The 18775-nt window shown below is 56.8% G+C and carries 21 protein-coding genes; 8 read left to right on the top strand and 13 right to left on the bottom strand.

Annotation, left to right across the window (positions count from 1 at the left end):
- The first annotated feature begins 9 nt into the window (after positions 1-9).
- Positions 10-600 carry a DUF2931 family protein gene (locus tag ASQ50_RS06745; RefSeq protein ID WP_227513272.1) on the top strand — a complete coding sequence of 197 codons (591 nt, stop codon included), beginning with the start codon at positions 10-12 and terminating at the stop codon, positions 598-600.
- Between the two features lie 91 nt (positions 601-691).
- Here ASQ50_RS06745 and ASQ50_RS06740 read toward each other — a convergent pair whose 3' ends face one another.
- Both ASQ50_RS06740 and ASQ50_RS06735 read right to left on the bottom strand, forming a co-directional pair.
- The gene (locus ASQ50_RS06740) at positions 692-991 is read right to left on the bottom strand and encodes a CcdB family protein (protein WP_058092676.1); all 300 of its coding nucleotides are present in this window, start codon (positions 989-991) and stop codon (positions 692-694) included.
- Positions 991-1236, bottom strand: a complete 246-nt coding sequence (locus ASQ50_RS06735; RefSeq protein WP_058092677.1) for a type II toxin-antitoxin system CcdA family antitoxin — start codon at positions 1234-1236, stop codon at positions 991-993. The genes ASQ50_RS06740 and ASQ50_RS06735 overlap by 1 nt, the downstream gene beginning before the upstream one ends.
- A 390-nt stretch (positions 1237-1626) precedes the next feature.
- On the opposite strand from ASQ50_RS06735, the gene ASQ50_RS06730 reads away from it, so the two are divergent.
- A complete protein-coding gene (locus ASQ50_RS06730; RefSeq protein WP_227513271.1) occupies positions 1627-1935 on the top strand; it encodes a hexameric tyrosine-coordinated heme protein in 309 nt (102 codons plus the stop codon).
- Positions 1936-2021: 86 nt separating this feature from the next.
- On the opposite strand, the gene ASQ50_RS06725 is transcribed toward ASQ50_RS06730, so the two are convergent.
- Positions 2022-4091: a TonB-dependent receptor plug domain-containing protein gene (locus ASQ50_RS06725; protein ID WP_058092678.1), complete on the bottom strand. Its 2070-nt coding sequence runs from the start codon at positions 4089-4091 to the stop codon at positions 2022-2024.
- Between the two features lie 139 nt (positions 4092-4230).
- On the opposite strand from ASQ50_RS06725, the gene ASQ50_RS06720 reads away from it, so the two are divergent.
- The 5 genes from ASQ50_RS06720 to ASQ50_RS06700 all read left to right on the top strand — a co-directional run bounded on the left by ASQ50_RS06720 (position 4231) and on the right by ASQ50_RS06700 (position 10018).
- The gene (locus tag ASQ50_RS06720; protein WP_058092679.1) at positions 4231-5016 is read left to right on the top strand and encodes an ABC transporter permease; all 786 of its coding nucleotides are present in this window, start codon (positions 4231-4233) and stop codon (positions 5014-5016) included.
- Between the two features lie 10 nt (positions 5017-5026).
- A complete protein-coding gene (locus tag ASQ50_RS06715; protein WP_058092680.1) occupies positions 5027-5767 on the top strand; it encodes an ABC transporter ATP-binding protein in 741 nt (246 codons plus the stop codon).
- The gene (locus ASQ50_RS06710; RefSeq protein WP_058092681.1) at positions 5764-6750 is read left to right on the top strand and encodes an ABC transporter substrate-binding protein; all 987 of its coding nucleotides are present in this window, start codon (positions 5764-5766) and stop codon (positions 6748-6750) included. Before ASQ50_RS06715 ends, ASQ50_RS06710 begins: the two co-directional genes overlap by 4 nt.
- The gene (locus tag ASQ50_RS06705; protein ID WP_058092682.1) at positions 6743-7930 is read left to right on the top strand and encodes an NnrS family protein; all 1188 of its coding nucleotides are present in this window, start codon (positions 6743-6745) and stop codon (positions 7928-7930) included. The genes ASQ50_RS06710 and ASQ50_RS06705 overlap by 8 nt, the downstream gene beginning before the upstream one ends.
- Before the next feature lie 102 nt (positions 7931-8032).
- A complete protein-coding gene (locus ASQ50_RS06700; RefSeq protein ID WP_227513270.1) occupies positions 8033-10018 on the top strand; it encodes a putative bifunctional diguanylate cyclase/phosphodiesterase in 1986 nt (661 codons plus the stop codon).
- A gap of 72 nt (positions 10019-10090) precedes the next feature.
- Here ASQ50_RS06700 and ASQ50_RS06695 read toward each other — a convergent pair whose 3' ends face one another.
- The 10 genes from ASQ50_RS06695 to ASQ50_RS06660 all read right to left on the bottom strand — a co-directional run bounded on the left by ASQ50_RS06695 (position 10091) and on the right by ASQ50_RS06660 (position 17259).
- Positions 10091-10888, bottom strand: coding sequence for a hypothetical protein (locus ASQ50_RS06695; protein ID WP_058092683.1), 798 nt, complete (start codon positions 10886-10888; stop codon positions 10091-10093).
- Positions 10881-11348 (bottom strand): aminotransferase class V-fold PLP-dependent enzyme, encoded by a 468-nt coding sequence (locus tag ASQ50_RS06690; RefSeq protein ID WP_058092684.1) that lies wholly within the window; start codon positions 11346-11348, stop codon positions 10881-10883. Before ASQ50_RS06690 ends, ASQ50_RS06695 begins: the two co-directional genes overlap by 8 nt.
- Complete coding sequence (locus ASQ50_RS21375; RefSeq protein ID WP_058092685.1) at positions 11345-11770, bottom strand: aminotransferase class V-fold PLP-dependent enzyme; 426 nt, start codon at positions 11768-11770, stop codon at positions 11345-11347. The genes ASQ50_RS06690 and ASQ50_RS21375 overlap by 4 nt, the downstream gene beginning before the upstream one ends.
- Positions 11770-12276, bottom strand: coding sequence for a urate hydroxylase PuuD (locus tag ASQ50_RS06685; RefSeq protein WP_058092686.1), 507 nt, complete (start codon positions 12274-12276; stop codon positions 11770-11772). Before ASQ50_RS06685 ends, ASQ50_RS21375 begins: the two co-directional genes overlap by 1 nt.
- Before the next feature lie 105 nt (positions 12277-12381).
- Positions 12382-13515 (bottom strand): pyrroloquinoline quinone biosynthesis protein PqqE, encoded by a 1134-nt coding sequence (pqqE, locus tag ASQ50_RS06680; protein ID WP_058092687.1) that lies wholly within the window; start codon positions 13513-13515, stop codon positions 12382-12384.
- Positions 13484-13777, bottom strand: coding sequence for a pyrroloquinoline quinone biosynthesis peptide chaperone PqqD (pqqD, locus tag ASQ50_RS06675; RefSeq protein ID WP_058092688.1), 294 nt, complete (start codon positions 13775-13777; stop codon positions 13484-13486). The genes pqqE and pqqD overlap by 32 nt, the downstream gene beginning before the upstream one ends.
- A gap of 73 nt (positions 13778-13850) precedes the next feature.
- A complete protein-coding gene (pqqA, locus tag ASQ50_RS21780; RefSeq protein WP_099617646.1) occupies positions 13851-13925 on the bottom strand; it encodes a pyrroloquinoline quinone precursor peptide PqqA in 75 nt (24 codons plus the stop codon).
- Between the two features lie 221 nt (positions 13926-14146).
- Positions 14147-14644 carry a ubiquinone anaerobic biosynthesis accessory factor UbiT gene (ubiT, locus tag ASQ50_RS06670; RefSeq protein ID WP_082888443.1) on the bottom strand — a complete coding sequence of 166 codons (498 nt, stop codon included), beginning with the start codon at positions 14642-14644 and terminating at the stop codon, positions 14147-14149.
- Between the two features lie 69 nt (positions 14645-14713).
- Positions 14714-15373, bottom strand: coding sequence for a two-component system response regulator NarL (gene narL / locus ASQ50_RS06665; protein ID WP_058092689.1), 660 nt, complete (start codon positions 15371-15373; stop codon positions 14714-14716).
- A 29-nt stretch (positions 15374-15402) separates the two neighbouring features.
- Entirely contained in the window at positions 15403-17259 is a 1857-nt protein-coding gene (locus ASQ50_RS06660; RefSeq protein WP_058092690.1) for a histidine kinase, read from the bottom strand.
- Between the two features lie 183 nt (positions 17260-17442).
- Here ASQ50_RS06660 and ASQ50_RS06655 point away from each other — a divergent pair, with 183 nt between their 5' ends.
- Positions 17443-18711, top strand: a complete 1269-nt coding sequence (locus ASQ50_RS06655; RefSeq protein ID WP_058092691.1) for an MFS transporter — start codon at positions 17443-17445, stop codon at positions 18709-18711.
- Positions 18712-18775: the final 64 nt, after the last annotated feature.

The following is an 18775-nucleotide window of genomic DNA, read 5'->3' as shown; positions in this document are numbered from 1 at the left end:
ATGAGTTATATGCGCTATTTCACTTGGCTCGCGTTTTCGCTGATCTTGGCTGGGTGCTCTCCCAGGCAGGATGACGATATTTCCTGGTACGTGGGCGTCGCTGCCCCGAGTAACTACGATGTGTGGGTCATTAACCTGCATCTGGAAAAATCCGGAGAGCGTAGTTGGCGAATTCCTGCAGGCCATAAAGGCTGCTGCTGGGAGGGCGGCCGAGGTCCTTTCGGAACGGGGGGGGCGATGGATCCGTTCCCCAACCTGATCGCGATCCATTGGTTTTCTTTTGCGGAGCAGAAATACTATTCCATCTTGATTGATGTCCCGCCGGATTTGCAAGATCAAATGCGAGTGCCTGCTCCCACCAGGACTCAAAATGGTGAGATACGCCATTTGCCAAGAAGCGACTTGATTTTAGGGTTGGCGCCCGGAGGAGAAGTGGTTGTCTGGATGATGAGCCAGCGAACAAACGCGGTAGAGGTAATGCGTGTTCAGGCAATCGAAGTTGAAGGTAATCCTGATGATTTTTCGGAGTCAACGGAAGGTTACCTCGAGCGAAGCGGTGCCTATCTTGAGAAACACGGTGTGCCGTTGGAGGGTTGGTGATCGAGTAAGTTAGATACGTGCGGTTTCTACACGGCTTTCTGCTAATGCCCCGTCCACAGCACCAGTAGACCTCCCGCTTCGGCAACAATTTTCAAAATCCCAAGAACAGCATGTCCAACGCCGCGGAAATTTCATCTTGTTGCCCAGCAAGGCTGCCAGCGCCAAAACGCAATTCGCCTTCAGGCACAGCAGCCATATACTGAGTCGCCATGACTACCTCCTGGCCCTCAATGTTAAAGACAGGATTCAGCCTCTGGGCAGGGGAAGGCGCCGAAGATTTGGGCAGCAGTGGCACAACAACTCGGGTGTTCAAGCCACTGAGAAGGTCTGACTGAACATCCAGCAGATAGCCAGCTCCATCCTTGTTTTCAAAGATATCGAAACGGGCCATCAGAACTGCCGGTGCCGAGCAAGAGGCAAACCGTTAGATTCAACGTATGCGTTAGAGCTTGCGAGGGCTGTGGCATTTTCTTTCAACCACTTCTGCTGTTTATGAAGCTTCACAGCCTCCGCGATCCCTGCCTCTGCTGATCGTGAAACATTGATTCCCAGAGCTTTCGCCTCTTTGAGGAGGGCACTATCTAGCGACAGGTTCGTTGGCTTTCGTATGGATTTGGTAGCTTGAGCAGCTTGCATGGTTTAGTCCTTGCACAGATCGATGGACCTATTTTATGCGCATGTTAATTGCACATCAATCCCTCCTGTAGCAGCCGGTAATACCAGCTAGTTCTGAGCTGGAGGATTGTGGTTGGTTGACTCGCGAGTGATCTCCCTGCTTTATCGGCTACTGCCATGTGGCTATGAGGGCGCCCGACCCCAGCACCAGTGAGCCACCCACCTCGGCAATAATCAGCAGTACCATGAAGCCATGAATGAACCACGGTGGCAGTGTGGCGCTGCCGAATCTGCATCTTTAGTAGCAACGCCATGAGCTTAAAGATTCATTGAAAATAATTGTATTATGGTCCATTAATGGAGATGCTTCCCTTGAGAGGGTTTTGATTGATGAGATGCAAGGAGATTCTGATGATGAAAACAAGAAAGCAGCTCGCCGCCGTATTGGTCGCACTGGCCATGCTCATGCCGATGATGATTCAGGCAGAGGAGAAAGCTGACGTCTGGTTGCCCAGCCTGATTACGGATACCCCACAGGAGGGTTTTGAGCTAGCCATCAAGCTGCCCCGAATGGGAGTAAAAAGCACCCAGTCCAGTAAAGAGGTTCTGTTTCGAGAGCGGGCAAAATACTCTCAAGATGGTGGGGCCCTGATGCATGCCTCAGAAGTGATCGCGGTTAACTTCCAGACGGTTGCAGCGGCCAACGACTACTGGAAGTAACCAACGCGCTGGCTCAGTCGTACAGTGCTTGGCCTACACTAGCGCGAATATGAGCCGCTGCCTTCCATGGGCACGGCTCATCGAAATCAGAAGCGTCCGGAGACTTTGGCCACCAGCCCGCGGCCCGGCGATAGTATACCGCCGTCCGTCAGGTGTTCCCGGTAACGCTTGTCCAGCAGGTTGTTGCCTTCAACCGAGACTTCCAGTGCGCTGAGGCTGCCGGTAGCACCAAAGTTCCAGCCCAGCTCAACGTCCACAGTTGTATAGCCGGGGGTGCTGTTTTCCGTGCCGTTGGAAAAGGCATCCGCGGTCCGGTCCTGTTCGGCTACTGCTCGCACTTGCCCATGCCAGTTGAAGCCGGGGCGGTTTTGCTGGCCCAGCCCCAGAGTCAGTTCCGGAGCCGGCATCTGGTAGAGCGGCTCATCGTCCTGTTTGTTTTCACCCCGCAGCCAGGTCAGGCTGCCGTCCAGATCGATGGCCGGGGCGCTGGCGTTTAAGGCTTCCAGTGGCATCACGAAACCGGCTTCGGCACCGTAGATCACCACTTCGTCCAGGTTCTCGGTCTGTTTGATGGGCAGGTTATTCTGGGGGTGGTTCTGGCCGGTGATACGCCCTGCTATATAGTCATCAATCCGGGTGTAGAAGGCCGCAACCTGGTACTGGCCCAGTCGGCCGCGACCTTTCAGGCCAACCTCCGCGCTGGTGGATTTTTCCGGATCGAGTTGCGGGTTACCGCGGTGGAAGAACCCGTCACCCCGGGTGGCATCTTCAAAGCGTTCGCGCATGTCAGGTGCACGGTAGGCGGTACCGATATTAAGGTAAGGATTGACCATGTCGCTCAGGTTGTAGATGGCACCGGCAGACCAGGACAGCGTTTCGGAAGTGTTCTTTAACCCCTCGGTTCTGGCTGCCGGGCCGTTGCCCACCACCCGTGCATCGCCAGTCACTTTGTCATAGCGGGCGCCGAGCTGGATGTTCCAGTTGCCGGCCATGATGTCATCCTGCACGAACAGGCCCCGGCTCTCGATTTCGCCATCCCGGAAGGGTGAGTTGGCAACGGCGTTATCTGACATGGGCGGGTTGTAGGTAAAACGCTCAGGGTCACCGGTCATTTCCCAGCCCTCGGCCCCAACCGTGACCAGGTGGTTATCGCCCACAGGCAACCGGTACTGCGCTTTAACACCGTCGGTGCGGAAACTGACATCGTTCCACACCTGATTGCGCTCTTTGAAATCCCACCAGGCGCGGATTTGCCGGTCCACTTCCTGCCGATAAATGCTGGTCTCCAGGGTGCCGGTACCGATGCCGGCCTCGTAGCCGAGTTCGGCAAGCGTGCGCTTCTGCTTGGGCGAATGGATCGTCAGCGTGCCGTTGCCGCCCGGGCCGGGCTTGGCAGAGCCTGGATACCAGACTTCCCGGTCTTCGTGGTTCTGCAGGTTCAGGGTCAGTTTCTGGTTGTCGGTTAACCTGAACGCGTATTTCGCCAGAAAGGATTCCGAGCGGAAGCCGCTGCTTTCAACATCACCGTCGGGTGTTTCATAGTCGTCCACATCCTTGGCGGCGGCACCGATGACAAGGCCGTGGTTCTTGCTGGAAAGCTCCAACAGGGCGCCGCCGGCCAGGCTGCTGTCCACCGTGCCAGTGCTGCCGGAGAATCGACCATGGGCTTCAGGTTGTTCCGAGAAAGTCGCCTCTGGAGTCCGCAGGTTGATAGCGCCGCCCATGGCGCCGGTGCCATGTAGTACCGAGGCTGGGCCTTTGACCACTTCGACTGTTTCCAGCAGGCTCATGTCTGCCAGGGATGCAATGGCCCCCTGGGGCTGGGCAGAGTTCAGGCGGACACCGTCCACCAGAAGTACCACACTCTCCTTTTTCAGGCCACGAATAACCGGGTTACCACCCCAGGCGCCGCCATCGCCCTGAACCGCCAGGCCTGGTTTGCCACGGAAGAGATCGCCGGCGGTTTTCGAAGCGGCAGTGTTGTCCGTGGTTAAACGCTCTGTTGCGCTCGCGGTTTCCAGCGTGTCGGATTCGTAGCCTTTGGCGGTTACGACCAGTTCCTTAAGTTCCGAAGAATGGCCGGTTGCAGCGTGTGCTGCGGGTAAACCGGAAAAGGCAAAGATGGCTAAAGCCAGTGGGTGGGGGCGTCGATTCATGGAGTTCTCCGATAACTGCTGACGATTGAGAATGGATCGCAATATACTACAAATGAAACTGATTCGTATTTGATTTTCGTCAACAGAGGTTTGTGTTCGTGCAGGTACACTCATGTCAGTTATTGCAGGGTGTGAGTGTATGGGCAGTTTGATTCGCAGTGGTCTGGGTTGGGGTGGCAGCCTTACCGGAGTTCTACTATTCGTGGCGCTCTGGGAGTGGGGGAGTTTGTCATACGGTAGCTTTTTGCTCCCCGGCCCGCGGGATGCGCTATCGTCCATCGTAGGCTTTGCCGACAACGGTGAGCTCTGGGCGGCCGTTTGGGCCACCACCTGGCGGGCCATGACCGGCTTTGCCATTGCTGCGCTGGCTGGTGTCGCTCTGGGCCTGATTGCAGGGTTGTCCCACACGGTTGGCCGAGCGCTGGAGCCGGTATCGACGGTGCTTCTGGGCATACCGCCCATCGCCTGGATTGTGCTGGCACTATTGTGGTTCGGCAGTGGCTCCCTGGCGGCGATCTACACGGTGGTGGCCACCACCATTCCGGTTGCTTTTGCCGGTGCCCAGATTGGTGCACGAACCCTGGACCACCGCCTGCAGGAAATGGGCGATGTGTTCCGGGTGCCGTTTGCCTTGCGCCTTTGGGATTTCTATCTGCCGCACATTGTCTCCTACGTCTTCCCGGCATTGATTACTGCTCTGGGGGTGGCTTGGAAAGTCACCGTAATGGCGGAATTGTTTGCCACAGAGGATGGGGTGGGGGCGGGGATGGCCATGGCTCGGGTGAGCCTGGACACCGCCGGTGCCATGGCCTGGATTGTGGTGGTCGTGGTGTTGCTGTTGGTGGCCGAACACGGATTTCTACGGCCCTTGCAGAAGAAAATGGAACCCTGGCGGCAGGTCAAAGGCCCTGCCATGCAGGGCTGAGGAGTTTACGATGCTGACGCTGCAAAAGGCTTCACTGGATCTTGGCCTGAACACTATTGTGTCGGAGGTGGATCTTCAGGTGGCACCGGGTGAATCCGTGTGCCTGGTGGGGCCATCCGGCTGCGGAAAAACCAGCCTGTTGCGTCTGGCATCGGGAGTGCTTGAGGCCACTTCGGGACAGGTGAGTAATCACTTTACAACCACCGCTGCAGTATTCCAGGAATCCCGGTTGCTGCCCTGGCGCCGGCTGCTCGACAACATTGCTCTGGGCTTGAAAGCCCGGGGTGTGCTCCGGCGAGATCGACTGAGGCAGGCCAAAGAGTTGGCCGACCAGGTAGGGCTTGCGGATTATTACGAGCATTTCCCCCATGAGCTGTCCGGTGGTATGCAACAGCGAGTGGCTCTGGCCCGGGCGCTGGCCGTAGGCGCCGATTTCCTGCTGTTGGATGAGCCCTTCAGTGCCCTGGATGTGGGGCTGCGCAGCGAAGCCCAGGATCTGGTGGAGCGGCTTGTGGTCGATCAGGGTATAGCGACCTTGATGGTGACTCACGATCTCACTGAAGCCCTGCGTTTGGCCCATCGAATCATTGTTGTTTCCGGCTCGCCCGGCACCGTGGTGTTTGAACATCCGGTCACAACCCCTTACCGCGAGCGCAGCCATGCCTGGCTGTATGAAGAAGCTGGCCACCTGCTGAGGCAACCGGTGGTCAGCGAGAGTTTTCTGTTTCATCCGGATTCGGAGTTGGCATGAATCGTCGTGAATTGCTCAAGCTGGCGGCCTGTTCGGCTTTGATTTCAGCCGTACCCCTACAAAGGGCGTTTGCAGCCAAACCCGGCAAACTCATTGCAGCTACACCTCTTGGCTTGCCCCAGGTGATCCTGGCCCGGGCGCTGGAAGATCCGGAGCTGAAAAACCTGATCCCTGAACGGGAACTTCTGGACTGGAAAGACCCGGATCAGTTGCGGGCCTGGCTGGCACGGGCGGAAGTGATGATGACGGCGACCCCGACCAACGTGGCCGCCAACCTGTATAACCGTGGCGTCCCCGTGGTGCTGATGAACGTGAATGTGTGGGGTACCCTGGGCATGTTGGGCCTGGAGCAGAAAGGCTCGTTGGCGAAGATGGAAGATCTGGCCGGCAGGCATGTGGGCGTGCCATGGCGCGGCGATATGCCGGATCTGGTGTTCCGCTACTTGCTCGGTAAGGCGGGCCTGGAAGTGGGACGTGACGTCAAGGTGAGCTATCAGTCCAGTCCGTTCGAGACGGTACAGATGTATGTAGCGCAACGCCTGGATGCGGCGGTGTTGCCGGAACCCATGCGCACGGCAACTCGACTACAGAGCGTGCAGTTCGGGCAGCCACCCAATGAGCTGGATCTTCAGCAGGAGTGGGCGCGGCTGGCCGGTGGTGAGCCACTGCTGCCCCAGGCAGGTGTACTCTGCCGGCGGGAGTTGCTGGAGCAGGTGCCCGAGCAGGTTGCAGCGCTGCAAGCGGCCATTGGCCGGGCGGTTGACTGGGTAGTCAGCCAGCCGGAGGACGCGGCGAGGTTGGGTGCGGATCGGTCACCCTTGAGCCGTCAGGTGTATGAAGGAGCGATTGCCCGCACCGCACTGAAAATGGTCAATGCGCAGGAAGCCCGGCCAGCTCTGGAGGACTTCTTCTCGGCACTGTCTGAATTGTCGTCTGGGTTCATCGGCGGGAAGTTGCCGGATGCGGATTTCTACCATGTTTAACCATCCCTGGCTGGCTTACGGCTTCCGGCCCTTTTTCCTGTTGGGCGCCCTGTACGCGCCAATTGCGCTGCTGCCCTGGATTGGTGCGCTGATGCAGCAATTCATCCTGCCCATGGCGTTGCCTCCGTTGGCCTGGCATGGCCATGAAATGCTGTTCGGGTTTGTCAGCGCAGCCCTGGTAGGGTTTCTGCTGACCTCGATTCCTTCATGGGCCTGTGTGGCACCCATCGCAGGAAAGCCCTTGGCTGCCCTGATTATGCTCTGGCTGGCGGGGCGGGTACTGTTCTGGTTGTCCGCTCTGATACCAGGCTGGCTGGTGGCTATTGTGAACCTTGCCTTTCCTCTTGTTTTGTTACTCTGGGCAGCCCCGGCCTTGCTGTCCGAGGCTGGCCGCCGACACCTGAGTATCGGCATGGCTCTGATCGGCTATGTGCTGGTTCAGGGGCTTTTCTATGTGGCCTGGTTGTGGCCGGATGTCGCCGGCACGATCACGCCGGTAATGATCCTTAACACCACCGTCAATCTGCTACTGGTACTGATCGCTCTCACGGCTACTCGTATTGTCCGGGTGGTGGCCATGGAGGCACGGAAGGAAATCGGCCTTTCGGGCCCTGGTCGATTAACACCTGCCCGGGAACATCTGGCGGTGGCCGCGTTGATTCTGTTTGTGATTGCGGATTTCTGGGCTCCGGGCCACGTGGTTACCGGCTGGATTGCCCTTGCCGCTGCGGCAGCCCAGGCCGACCGTCTGAGTGAATGGCCGTGGGGCAGAGCGATGACCCGGTTGTATCTGTTGCTGCTGACGCTGGCGTATCTGTGGATGGTGGTCGGGCTGGTTCTGGTGGGTATCACCGCACTCATCGATACCTTGCCAGGTTATACCGGCCGCCATGCTTTGTCCGCAGGTGCAGCGGGTACGGCAATTCTTGCTGTGTTCTGTATTGCCGGGCTGCGCCATACCGGAAGGTCGCTGGCGCTGCCGTGGCTGATCTGGCCTGCGCTAGTAGCATTGGTCGCAACGGCACTGTTGCGAACGTTTGTACCGGTCTGGTGGCCGGAGTACTACCTGTTGGCGGGCGTCGTGCTGCCCTTTGTGCTCTGGTTGGTTTCCTATCTGCTTTACGCAATCGCTTACGGGCGTTTTCTTGTGACCGCCAGGGCGGATGGAATGCCTGGGTAATCGTGCTCTGATATTCCCGGTTCTATGACAATTAGCAAGAGCACATTTTGGTGATTGCGCTATGCTCAAAGCGGCAGTGTCCGTTTTGGGAGAGCGTACTTCGTGATCAACGCACCAGATACCTCGGATGCCTTCGAAATTTTCCCCTGGAATCGTAATTTCGAAACGGGCATTCAGGAAATCGATGAGCAGCACAAGGTGCTGGTTAATATCCTTAATCGTCTTGCCTGGCACTTCGCATCGGATAGCTCTGAACTTTCCGCGGACCACGTTCTTGATGAGTTGCTTTCCTATGCCGCGTTTCACTTCCAGTTTGAGGAAAAAATCTGGAATAAGACACTGGGTGAAGATGGTATGGCCAGAAACCATCACGATGCCCACCAGATGTTCTTTGTTCAGATTCAGGAATTGCGTAAAAGTGGCGAACCCCACGAAGACATACTGACCAATCTTTTTGATTTTCTGACTCGTTGGTTGGCGTTTCATATTCTGGAGTCTGATCGCCGCATGGCCCTCACTGCCAAGATGGTAGAAAAGGGCTACGCGTTAAATGAGGCCAGGGACCGGGTGGACTCAGAACTCAGCGGTTCGGTATCTGTGCTGGTTAATGCGCTTCTGGAGATTTACGGCAAATTGTCTTCAAGCACCATTCAGTTGATGCGTGAAAAAATGGCGCGCCACAGGGCCGAAGACGATTTGCAGCGAATCCAGAACGAACGCTTGAGTCAGGCTCTGGAAGAACAGGCCAGCGAATATCAGCAGCACCTTGAAACCCTGGCCTACAACGATGCCCTGACAGGCCTCTGGAATCGCAACGGGATCATTCGAAGAATCCGCGACTGCATGGCCGAGGCGGGTCGGGTGGGCAATTCGGCCGCTCTGGTGTCCATCGACCTCGATCATTTTATTGATCTGAACGCGTGCCTTGGGGAGGATGCCGCAGACCGTTTACTTGGCCTGTTGGCACGGCGCTGGCTTGATGCCATACCGGCTGATGCCTGTCTGGCCCGGACTGGCGGTGATGAATTTGCGCTTCTGCTGCCTGATGCCAGCCAGACGGAATCCCGACTCGAGCCCCTTCGGTTGACGGCGCGCCAGCCTTTTGAGCTTGATGGGGCAGAAGTGTCTGTTACTTTTACGGCTGGAGTTGTTCTATTTCCTGATCAGGCAGTTCAGGATGCTGACATCCTGTTGCGACAGGCAAATAACACGCTTTATCGTGCGAAACATGAAATGCATGGCGGGTGGTTGTATCTGGATGCAGGTGAACAAAACCAGTACCACGCCCGCCAATTGTTACTGGATGACATTCGAAGAGGCCTCAGTCATGAAGAGTTTCGGCTGTTTTATCAGCCTAAGGTGAACCTTCGGACCGGTGAAGTACTGGGCGTTGAGGCGCTTATCCGCTGGCAACACGCTCAGAAAGGCTTGTTGTCACCGATTCATTTTCTGCCAGGCATAGAACATCATGCCCTGAACGTTCAGGTTGGCGAATGGGTGTTGCGGGAATCTCTTCAGCAAATGCAGCGCTGGGACAAGCAGGGCGTAGAGTTGAATGTCAGCGTCAATGTCTCGGCTTTCCAGCTTCAGAGTGGTGATTTTCCAGAACGGCTTAAGCACATCCTTTCAGAGTTCCCGCAGATTGACCCTGCCAGGCTGGATCTGGAAATCCTGGAGACGGCTGCCCTGGGGGAGCTGGACAGGGCTGTCCAGACAATCAACGAGTGTCGGGAGCTCGGCGTTCGTTTCTCGCTCGACGATTTTGGTACAGGCTATTCGTCGTTGTCTTATCTGAAGCGACTCCCTGTCGACACTCTCAAAGTGGATCGGGAGTTTGTATCCGGGGCCGACGGAAGTCGAGAGAACCTTTCAATACTTCGGGGGATTGTCGGGCTGTCAGGTGTATTTGGAAAACAGATCATTGCTGAGGGTGTTGAAACGATCAAACAGGGCCAGATTCTGTTGTCGCTGGGGTGCCAGCAGGCCCAGGGTTATGCGATGTCTCCCCCTGTTGAGCCGGACCGCCTCCTGGAGTGGATCGCCAACTGGAAAACTTTTCCGGAGTGGCAGGCATACGACGGTTTGTGACCCTCAAATGAGGCTGCAGAATCCGGTAGCCAGCATCAGGGCCTTTGAATACCAGCGCATTGTGGACCTGAACTAGATCGGCCCCGGCTTCAATCGGTCCCGATACTGCCTGGATGACTGCACTCCGCCATTGGTCAGAAGGGCAGTGCCGGCAGGCATGCGTTTTCGGCATAGTTCCAGTGTATGGCAGACTGAGGCTTGTAACTTTTGGCAGTCCCATTGCCGAAAGCTTTTTTCGGTGAACGGTTTGCCAAAATCGAAACAGATTAGAATTCCGTCCAGGCCCATGGATGCCAGGTAGGGTAAAAGGCCCAGATCGTTGGTGCTGCCCGGGGTGAGCCGTAGTTTGAATACTATGGGGCAGTGTTTGCCGGTGAGTTGTGCCAATTGGCCTCGAAATTCGATGAGCGCCACCAGGTGGGCGTGTAGTTTTGGAAACGCCGTGGCAGTCCTCAGCCAGTTCGGGGCAAGAGTCAGGTAATCGGCTGACCACCAACACGCCTCGATAAGTTCTTTTAACCGGTCAGTTTCCCGTTCTGGCGCTTCGGTTTCCTGTACTGCCAGTCTAATCCCGGCCAAGGTCATGCGCGGCGGGCCGCCGCCTGCGATCTCTGGTGGCACAGAGCGCTGCCAGCTACCGATTTCGATGGATCCGAACCCGAGCGCGCCGGCGTTTCTTCCCAGTCTGCCGGTGCGATCGAAACCGGCGGCAATGCCCAACCTGTTGGAAAACGACAGGCCCATACAGGTAACAGGCCGCTCAGGTGCACGGGCTGCAATCCCAGGCGGCCAGTCAGTCAGCGCCTGTTGGCAGGCATTCTCGAATGCCCTCCGCCGAATGTCGGGAAGTTGGTTTTCTGACCTATCCATAACGGTTCCTGAAATCCCGCATGAAATCGATAAGGGCACTAACGGCCGCGTCTGTCTGAGCGTTATACAGGCTCGCGCGCAACCCCCCGGCGTGGCTGTGTCCGGACAGATTTAAGAGTCCCCTTTCAGAGGCTTCAGCCAGAAAGGTTTGTCTTAGCGATTCGCTGGCAAGTCCGAAGCAGAGGTTCATCACAGAGCGGTGACCCGGTTGAGCGGGGCAATGATAGAAATCATCCTGATCGATGACCGAGTAAACCTGTTCGCTCTGATGCTTATTGTGAATCTGTATGGCGGGGAGGCCGCCTTGTGCATCAAGCCACTCCAGCATGAGATCCACAAGGTAGATGGCAAACATCAATGGCGTGTTGGTGCGGTTGCCGGCTTCGATCTGTGACTCGTAATTGAATACTCGGGGCGTCTCCGGGCGCGCCCGGCCCAGCAGGGTTTCCCTGATAATCACGATGACCAGACCGGCCGGCCCCAGGTTCTTCTGGGTGCCCGCATAGGAGAGCTGGCAAAAGTATGCGCCTTGCCATAGCGCGCGCCCTCCTGCAACGCACGGGCAGACCAGTGACCTGTGTCTACGTATCCCGCCTTGCCACTGGCTGGAAGCAGGTTCAGCGGAATCAGTGAAAACTGGGCCGATGCGCCTCCCTGAAGGAATAGAATCTGGTACCCGGGAGGCAGATTCAGTAATGCCCGCAACCGCATTTTTGCCTGTACCATCAGTTCTGCAAACCGGTCGCTTGAGAAGGGCGTTTCCAATATGGAGTAGCCCTGACCCTGCCAGTCATCCAGTTCCGCTCTGGCTTTGGCCAATACCGACTCCGGCAGAGGGGCAGGGCCAGCCGCAAAATTGTATTTCTTGTTATACCTTTCCATCAGAACAGGTTCAGGCCATGGCTTCCTGCGGCCATGAAAAAGATCAGGGGAATCGAGAGAATGGTATTTGTTCTGGAGGACAGAAAGGTCACCCTGGAACAACGTATCCGCTCAGCGGCTGGTGCCGTGACAAACCCCAGCACTTTTTTCTGATGTGGCCAGAGTACGAACCACAGATTGAGCACCATGATAATGCCAATCCATGCCCCGACGCCGATCACTGAGTGATGCCCCTCAAGGGTGAGCGCTTCCATGAGTATGCCTCTGTGCCAGAGCATGAGAGCGCCGGAAGCTAGAACAACCAGAGAAGCATAACGAAAGGTGCCGTGCTCCTGGTGCATCCTGCGGGTAAGGTCTTCCGTTCTGTTGCTCTCATCTTTTGGGTCTATCTGTAACGGTATAAAGCGGGGCGTTTTAACCACGTTCGCGTAGTTATGACCAACCCAGACCAGAGCAAAGGCGATATGCAGCCAGCGCATGGCAATGTCCACCAGTGTCCAGCTCATGACAGGCCTGCCTGAATCCACGCTTTGATAATCAGATAGAGCACGATGGTCAGCACCATGCCGGCCGAGAGCGTGCCCACCAATGAATCATGGGGGAGCTTCATGCTATACCTCCGTGGGTACCCACCCGGCTGCCCGGGCGATCAGTTTTTCCGGGTGCTGGCGGATTTTCAGCGCACGGTCCACAGCATCCGTCACCATGTAGTGATGCGGTGATTTGCTGCAGGCCGGGTCGGGATTAGCGGCATCCCCGGTCAAAAGCATGGCCTGGCAGCGGCAGCCGCCGAAGTCTTCTTCTTTCTCTGAGCAACTTCGGCAGGGTTCTTTCATCCAGCCATCACCGCGATACAAATTGAAGCTCTCTGACTGGTGCCAGATCCAGCTCAGGTCACGGTCCCGAACGCTCGGGAAATCCAGTCCCGGCAGGGAGCGGGCTTGTGAACAGGGGAGTACTACGCCGTCTGGTGCAATGGTCAGGTGAATGCTGCCCCAGCCGTTCATACAGGCCTTGGGGCGGCCTTCGTAGTAATCCGGGATAACGAAGAAAATGGTCATGCTGCCGTCCAGTCGCGCTCTTGCTTCGGCAACCTGCGCCTCCGCTTTCTCCAGAGCCTTCCGGGTAGGCATCAATTGATCCCGGTTGGCCAGCGCCCAGTTGTAGTACTGCACATTGGCAAGCTCCAGGTATTCCACGCCAATGTCGGCCGCCAGATTGATTATGTCCGGCACCTGATGGATGTTGACACTGGAAATGGGAACGTTAAGCACCATTGGAAAGCCAAGCGACTTGATCTCTCTGGCCATCTGGAGCTTCTTGTCGTAACAATCTACTCCGGCCAGCCAGTGGGCGGTTTCCGGATTACTGGACTGGAAGCCCAGCTGTATATGGCGCAGACCGGCTTCTTTAAGGTTCTCCAGTCGTTTTCTGGTAAGCCCGATGCCCGATGTGATCAAGTTGGTGTAATACCCCAACCCATTGGCTTCGGCCACCAGCTCCTCCAGATCTTTTCTCAGTGTGGGTTCACCGCCAGAAAAGCCGATCTGCATCGCCCCCATGTCGCGGGCATCGTGAATAACCTGTTTCCACTCATTGGTGCTAAGTTCATCCGGATGGTTATCCAGATCCGTGGGGTTGCTGCAGAACGCGCACTTGAGCGGGCATTTGTAGGTCAGCTCAAGCAACAGCCAGACGGGGTTGCCCTGGCCATCAAGATTCAGGTTGGATCCAGCCTTTGCCATGGCATACCTCCAGGAACTGGTGAACACGGGGCTCAATGAACTCGGGTGTTTCCGAGAACAGGCCGGAAAGTTCGGCGACGATGTCAGACACCGTTCTGTCGCCGTCACACCGGTTGAGGATTTCACCGGCGGTGGGGTTCAGTTTTACAATGCCTTCGGGATACATCAGCACGTGAGCTTGCTGTGATTCTTCCCAGCGAAACATGAAGACCGGGGCGATGCGGAATCGGGTAAGACCAGTGTAATTGTTTGAATTGGTCATTGGCTGCTCCCAGGGGCTTACAAGGCGAAGGGCTGTCCCTGCAAGAGGAAGAGGCTCACAGGGACAGAGTTGATCAGCGAACGTAAACGTACGCAGTTACTTCAAAGCCGAGCCGCAGGTCTTTGAAGTCAGGGTCGGTCCATTTCATTTTATCACCTGTATTTGTTATGAATGTTTTTTGCCGCGGAATAACTCCGCCCATGTCCACTCTAGGGTTGGGCGACGCTGCAAAGGAATGGTACTTTGGACCTAATTTTCTGGATCTTAGGTGTGATTTCTGAGGGCTTTTGGATAAATAGAATGGGCTTCAGATCGACTGTCTGAAAAGTGGAATTTTAATATGTATATTTACTGATTTTTATCAGTTGCTCATCTGGATTTCGCCATTAGCTGACGGAAAGACAAATCCCACTCCAGACTATCCAGAAGATTCTTCAAAGCCAGCCCCAGCTCGGTATCCCCCTCAATCACCAGGCGCCGCTGGAAAAACAGCTGGTCCGGGTCTTGCCGGCGCTCTGCCAGGGTCTTGAAGGCTGCCAGCGAACCCCGAATAGTTGCCTCGCCTGGGCCTTCAACAATGCGAAGCCGGCCGGCCCAGAACCCGATGGTGACGCCGGGTTGACCTCCATTGACCTCCAGCCGAATTGTGCGGCCTTCAAAATCATCGAATTCGCCCTCAGCCAGCGCTTCTGCAAACAGCCGGTTCAGCGGGGCTTCGGCAACCAGTTGTTTTAAGCTGACGGGTACGTTGCGGTCGATGGTGTCCAGCAGCGGTGTCGGGGAGGGCAGGTATTCTTTCAGTACCGCGATGGATTGCTCCAGTAGCGGACTGTGCAAAGACGCGATGGGAGGTAGCGAAAAGGCCATGTTCAACTCCGGGCAGGACGACAACCCGCCCAGAGTATCAAAAGGTCGCCAGCGGCGACTTGATTTAACTCAGCCCTTGTGGAGACCTTCTTCCACCGCCCAAACGGCCACTTCAACCCGCGAGCGCAGGTTGAGTTTCTTGAGCAGGTGTTTTACGTGCACTTTTACCGTGCCGTCGCTGATGTCCAGCTTGCGGCCGATCATCTTGTTGGAGAGGCCCTCGGCGATCAGGCGCAAAATGTCTTTTTCCCGCGGCGTCAGGCTGTCGAAGTCCGGCCGGGATGACTGCTGCGGTTTGTTGGAACGCAGGGCCTGGGCCAGCAACGTTGTTAGCCGGTCACTGATGACCATTTTGCCAACAGCCGCCTGGTGTAACTGGGCGATCATATCTTCTGGCTCCATGTCTTTCAGCAGGTAGCCATCGGCGCCGGCACGCAGGGCGGCAACCACGTCGTCTTCCTGGTCAGACACGGTAAACATGACAATACGCGAGCTGATGTTCTGGTCCCGCAGGTGTTTGAGAGCTTCAATGCCGTCCATCTCCGGCATGTTCAGGTCCATCAGGATCAAATCCGGCTCGGTTTCCAGGGCCAGCTTGATGCCGTCGGCGGCGTTGCTTGCCTCGCCGATCACTTCCATGTCGTCTTCCATGCCGATCAACTGCTTGATGCCCTGTCGCAGCAGGGGGTGGTCGTCAATCAGCAGTATACTTGCGGGTGTCTCAGCCATGGTCTCTCTCGTTGATGTTGGTGTTTGGGTCAGGCCGGTGAAGATTCGGTAGGAATCAGGTTACGGCTTTTGGGGACGAATGTTAATGTTACTTCCACTCCGCCTTCGTCCCGGTTATCAACCTTTACCTTGCCTCCGAGCGTTCGCGCGCGGTCCTGCATGATCACCAGGCCGTAGTGGTTAACCGGCTGGTCGCCGCCGGGCAGGCCCTTGCCGTTGTCGCGAATACTGGCCCGAACCTGTGGAGACTCGAACAGCACCTTAACGGATATGACCGTAGCGTCGGCATGCTTGACGGCATTTGCCAGACCCTCGCGGATAATCTGCAGGGTATGGATTTCCTCGTTTGGCGACAGGGTCTGTGGGGGCAGGTTGTATTCAAAGTCCACCGGGTGGCCCAGCCTTTCGGAAAACTCATCGATGGTCTTGCGCAAAGCCGTCGCCAGGTCTGGTGTGTCCAGTTTCAGGCGGAACGTGGCCAGTAGCTCACGCAGTTGGCGGTAAGCGCTGTTCAGGCCGGTACTGAGCTCATCCAGAATGTCATCGTGAACGGGTTTCTGCTCGCCCGTGATATTGAGCCGGCGCAGCCGCGTTACCTGCATTTTCAGGTAAGAAAGTGACTGGGCCAGTGAATCATGCAGCTCCCGGGCGATCACGGTGCGTTCTTCGGCCAGGGTCAGTTGCTGTTCCTCGGTTATTTGCCGTTCCAGGAAAATGGCCGTTGCCAGCTGGTCGGTCAGGGTCTCCAGCAGCCGGCGAGAGGTGGCAGATAAGCCTTTTTCTGCCGGGTACCACACCTCCAGGGTGCCGAGTAACTGGCCGGGTGTGCGGATGGGCAGCAACAAACGGCGGCCGTCATTGTTCTCCAGGGGCATCTCATCGTAGACCTCGGGGGTCACCAGGCAGGCATTGCAGTGATGGTCGCGACAGTAGAACGGCCGTTTGTCCGTGGCCGTGGTAATGGCCTCGACAGGCTCTGCGGACTCCTTGTCGTGCAGGAACAGGCGGATTGGACCAATGCCCAGCAGTAGTTCCAGTTCCTGCAGCATGGGAATGGCACCGTTACACAGATCATGCTTGGCAAACAGGTCTCTGCTGGCCGAATGCATCACCTGCAGGGCCTGGTGGCTGACTTCCAGCTCTTCAGTTTTCTGCCGGGCCTTGGCTTCCAGTTCGTAGTAGGTCAGGGCCAGTTCGCTGGTCATCTGGTCGAAGGCCTGGCCCAGTTGTGCCAACTCGTCTGCACCTTTCAGGTCGGCTTTCCGGGAGAAATCTTTCTCGCCAACGGCGCCGGCGATGGCCACGAGTTTTCGCAGGGGGCGAAGGATCCGGTTTTTCAGGTCGTAGAACAGGGCGATCACGATCAGCACCGAGAACACCATGCTGATGATCTGAATCAGGTGCAGCAGATCAACACGTGCTTCTGTGCGCTGTTCCAGCATAGTCACCAGGCGGTCAACTTCCTGGATGTAGTCCTCCACAGCCTGAACCATAGCCGGGGTGATGGGTGTGCCTACTTCATGTTGTTCAAGGGCTGGTTTGAGTTCGTCCTGCCATGCCGCCAGCATCTGACGATATTGTCGTGCCAGAGGATGGTCGTCTGCGCCGGGAACCGAGCGAAGGATGGCGGTGTCCTCAAGGCGGCGCTCATAATCATTGATGCGTGCGCCTGAGGTAGCCCGTCCATTTTCGTAATCTTCGGTGGCAGAACGGGCAATTAACTGGAAGGCGCCCATTCGCAGCGCTCCGGCCAGGTTGATGGCCGTGGCATTGCCTTCAATGCTGTTGGAAACCGCCAGGGTTGTAGACATGCTGACGATAGCGGTCAGCACGATGGCGCCGATCACCACAGCGAGTCGGTTTACTAGCGGACTTCTGGATGTCATGGGTTGTTGTCTGTTAGGGAGTTCGAAAGGTGCCTTTCCAGGCCAGATTATGACCGAGGAACTGCGGTTCCGATACCTCCTTGAGGATAGTCAATTACCCCAATGGATAGTCCTCCATCATAGCCTTTGACCCTTTGGAGAGCAAAAGCCGACACTAAAGGTTGGTTAATTCGAGGTGACAGGATGCAAACCCGACTGGAGCAGGACGACGACAGGCTGGCGTCGCTGGTGGTGATTCTGCCGCTGGCAGTGACAGGCTTTGTTGTTGCGGCAGGATGCTGGACGCTGTTTGCCGTGGCGGGAGTGCACCTCAGGGCCGATCTTGCCTTGAGCAGTCTTCAGTTCGGCATATTGCTGGCCGCGCCCATGGCCGTCAGTGCTGTATTGGCAATTCCGGCCGGGTTGGCCGCCCAGCGTTATGGAGCCCGCGCCGTGATGCTAACGTGCCTGGTCGGGCTGGCAATGTGTATGGGGTTACTCCTGCTAGTCGAAAGTTTTTATGGTTACCTGCTGGTTGCCGGTGGGCTGGGGCTGGCCGGTGGATTCTACAGTGCCGGCCTGCAGTTTGTGGTTAGTCACTGCAAGCCGAAACGGTTGGGGCTGGTGCTTGGCGTTTTTGGTGCGGGAGTCACCGGGGCAGGCTTCAGTTATTACCTGGTACCGTTATTTCACGATGCGTTTTCCTGGCAGGGAGTGCCCTTGGCCTACCTGATCGTATTGCTGCTGGTGATTGCCTTGCTGGTGATGTTGACCGATCCGGAATCCAGGGAATCAGGGGCGGACAGGCCCTGGTCTGTCGGGCAGGTGGTTCGAATACTCAGACGTGGTCGCTCGCTCCCGCTCACTGCCTACTTTGGCGTGGTGGCCGGAAGCTTCTTTGCCCTGGCGCTCTGGTTGCCGGATTTCCTGTCGGCACAGTTTGGTTTGTCCCTGGACGCGGGCGCCCGCCAGGCTCAGTGGTTCGTTATTCCCGGTGCCCTTGCGCAGATTCTGGGTGGTGGCCTGGCTGACCGGTTTGGCAGTGCCAGGGTCGCCACGCGGTCACTGGTGTTGTGCCTGGTGGCGCTGGCTGTGTTGTCTTACCCGCCAATGACGTTATTTGTCAGGGGGGTAGATGAGATCATCACTGTGGAATTTGCCCTGCCTCTGATGATTGAAGGTAGTTTGATTGTGGTGCTGGGTGTCGCCATGGGGAGTGCCATGGGGAGCCTGCAACGAATGGTGATACTGGCCAATCGTGCCGAGGCCGCCTTGTTCGCAGGCTTTCTGCTGGTTTCTGCCTGTTCCGTTGCGTTTGTTCTACCGGTCCTGTTTGGCGCGGTTAACCAGTGGCTGGGTGTTCGAACAGCGGTGTTCATGATTCTCTTCCTGTTGCTCAGCAGCAGCCTTCTGATGTTCGCTCGCGACACCCGTCGTGAGGAGCGAAGAACCCTTCTCCACCCAGGGATATAGCCCTGCTACCACCTCGGTGGTACAGCCGGGTTATGTGGTAGTAACCACGCAGATTTCGCGGTTT

It is taken from the genome of Marinobacter sp. LQ44 (assembly GCF_001447155.2).
In the GTDB taxonomy this organism is placed as follows: domain Bacteria; phylum Pseudomonadota; class Gammaproteobacteria; order Pseudomonadales; family Oleiphilaceae; genus Marinobacter.
Note: the sequence above shows the minus strand (reverse complement) of the source record. Positions and strands in the feature narration are given on the sequence as shown.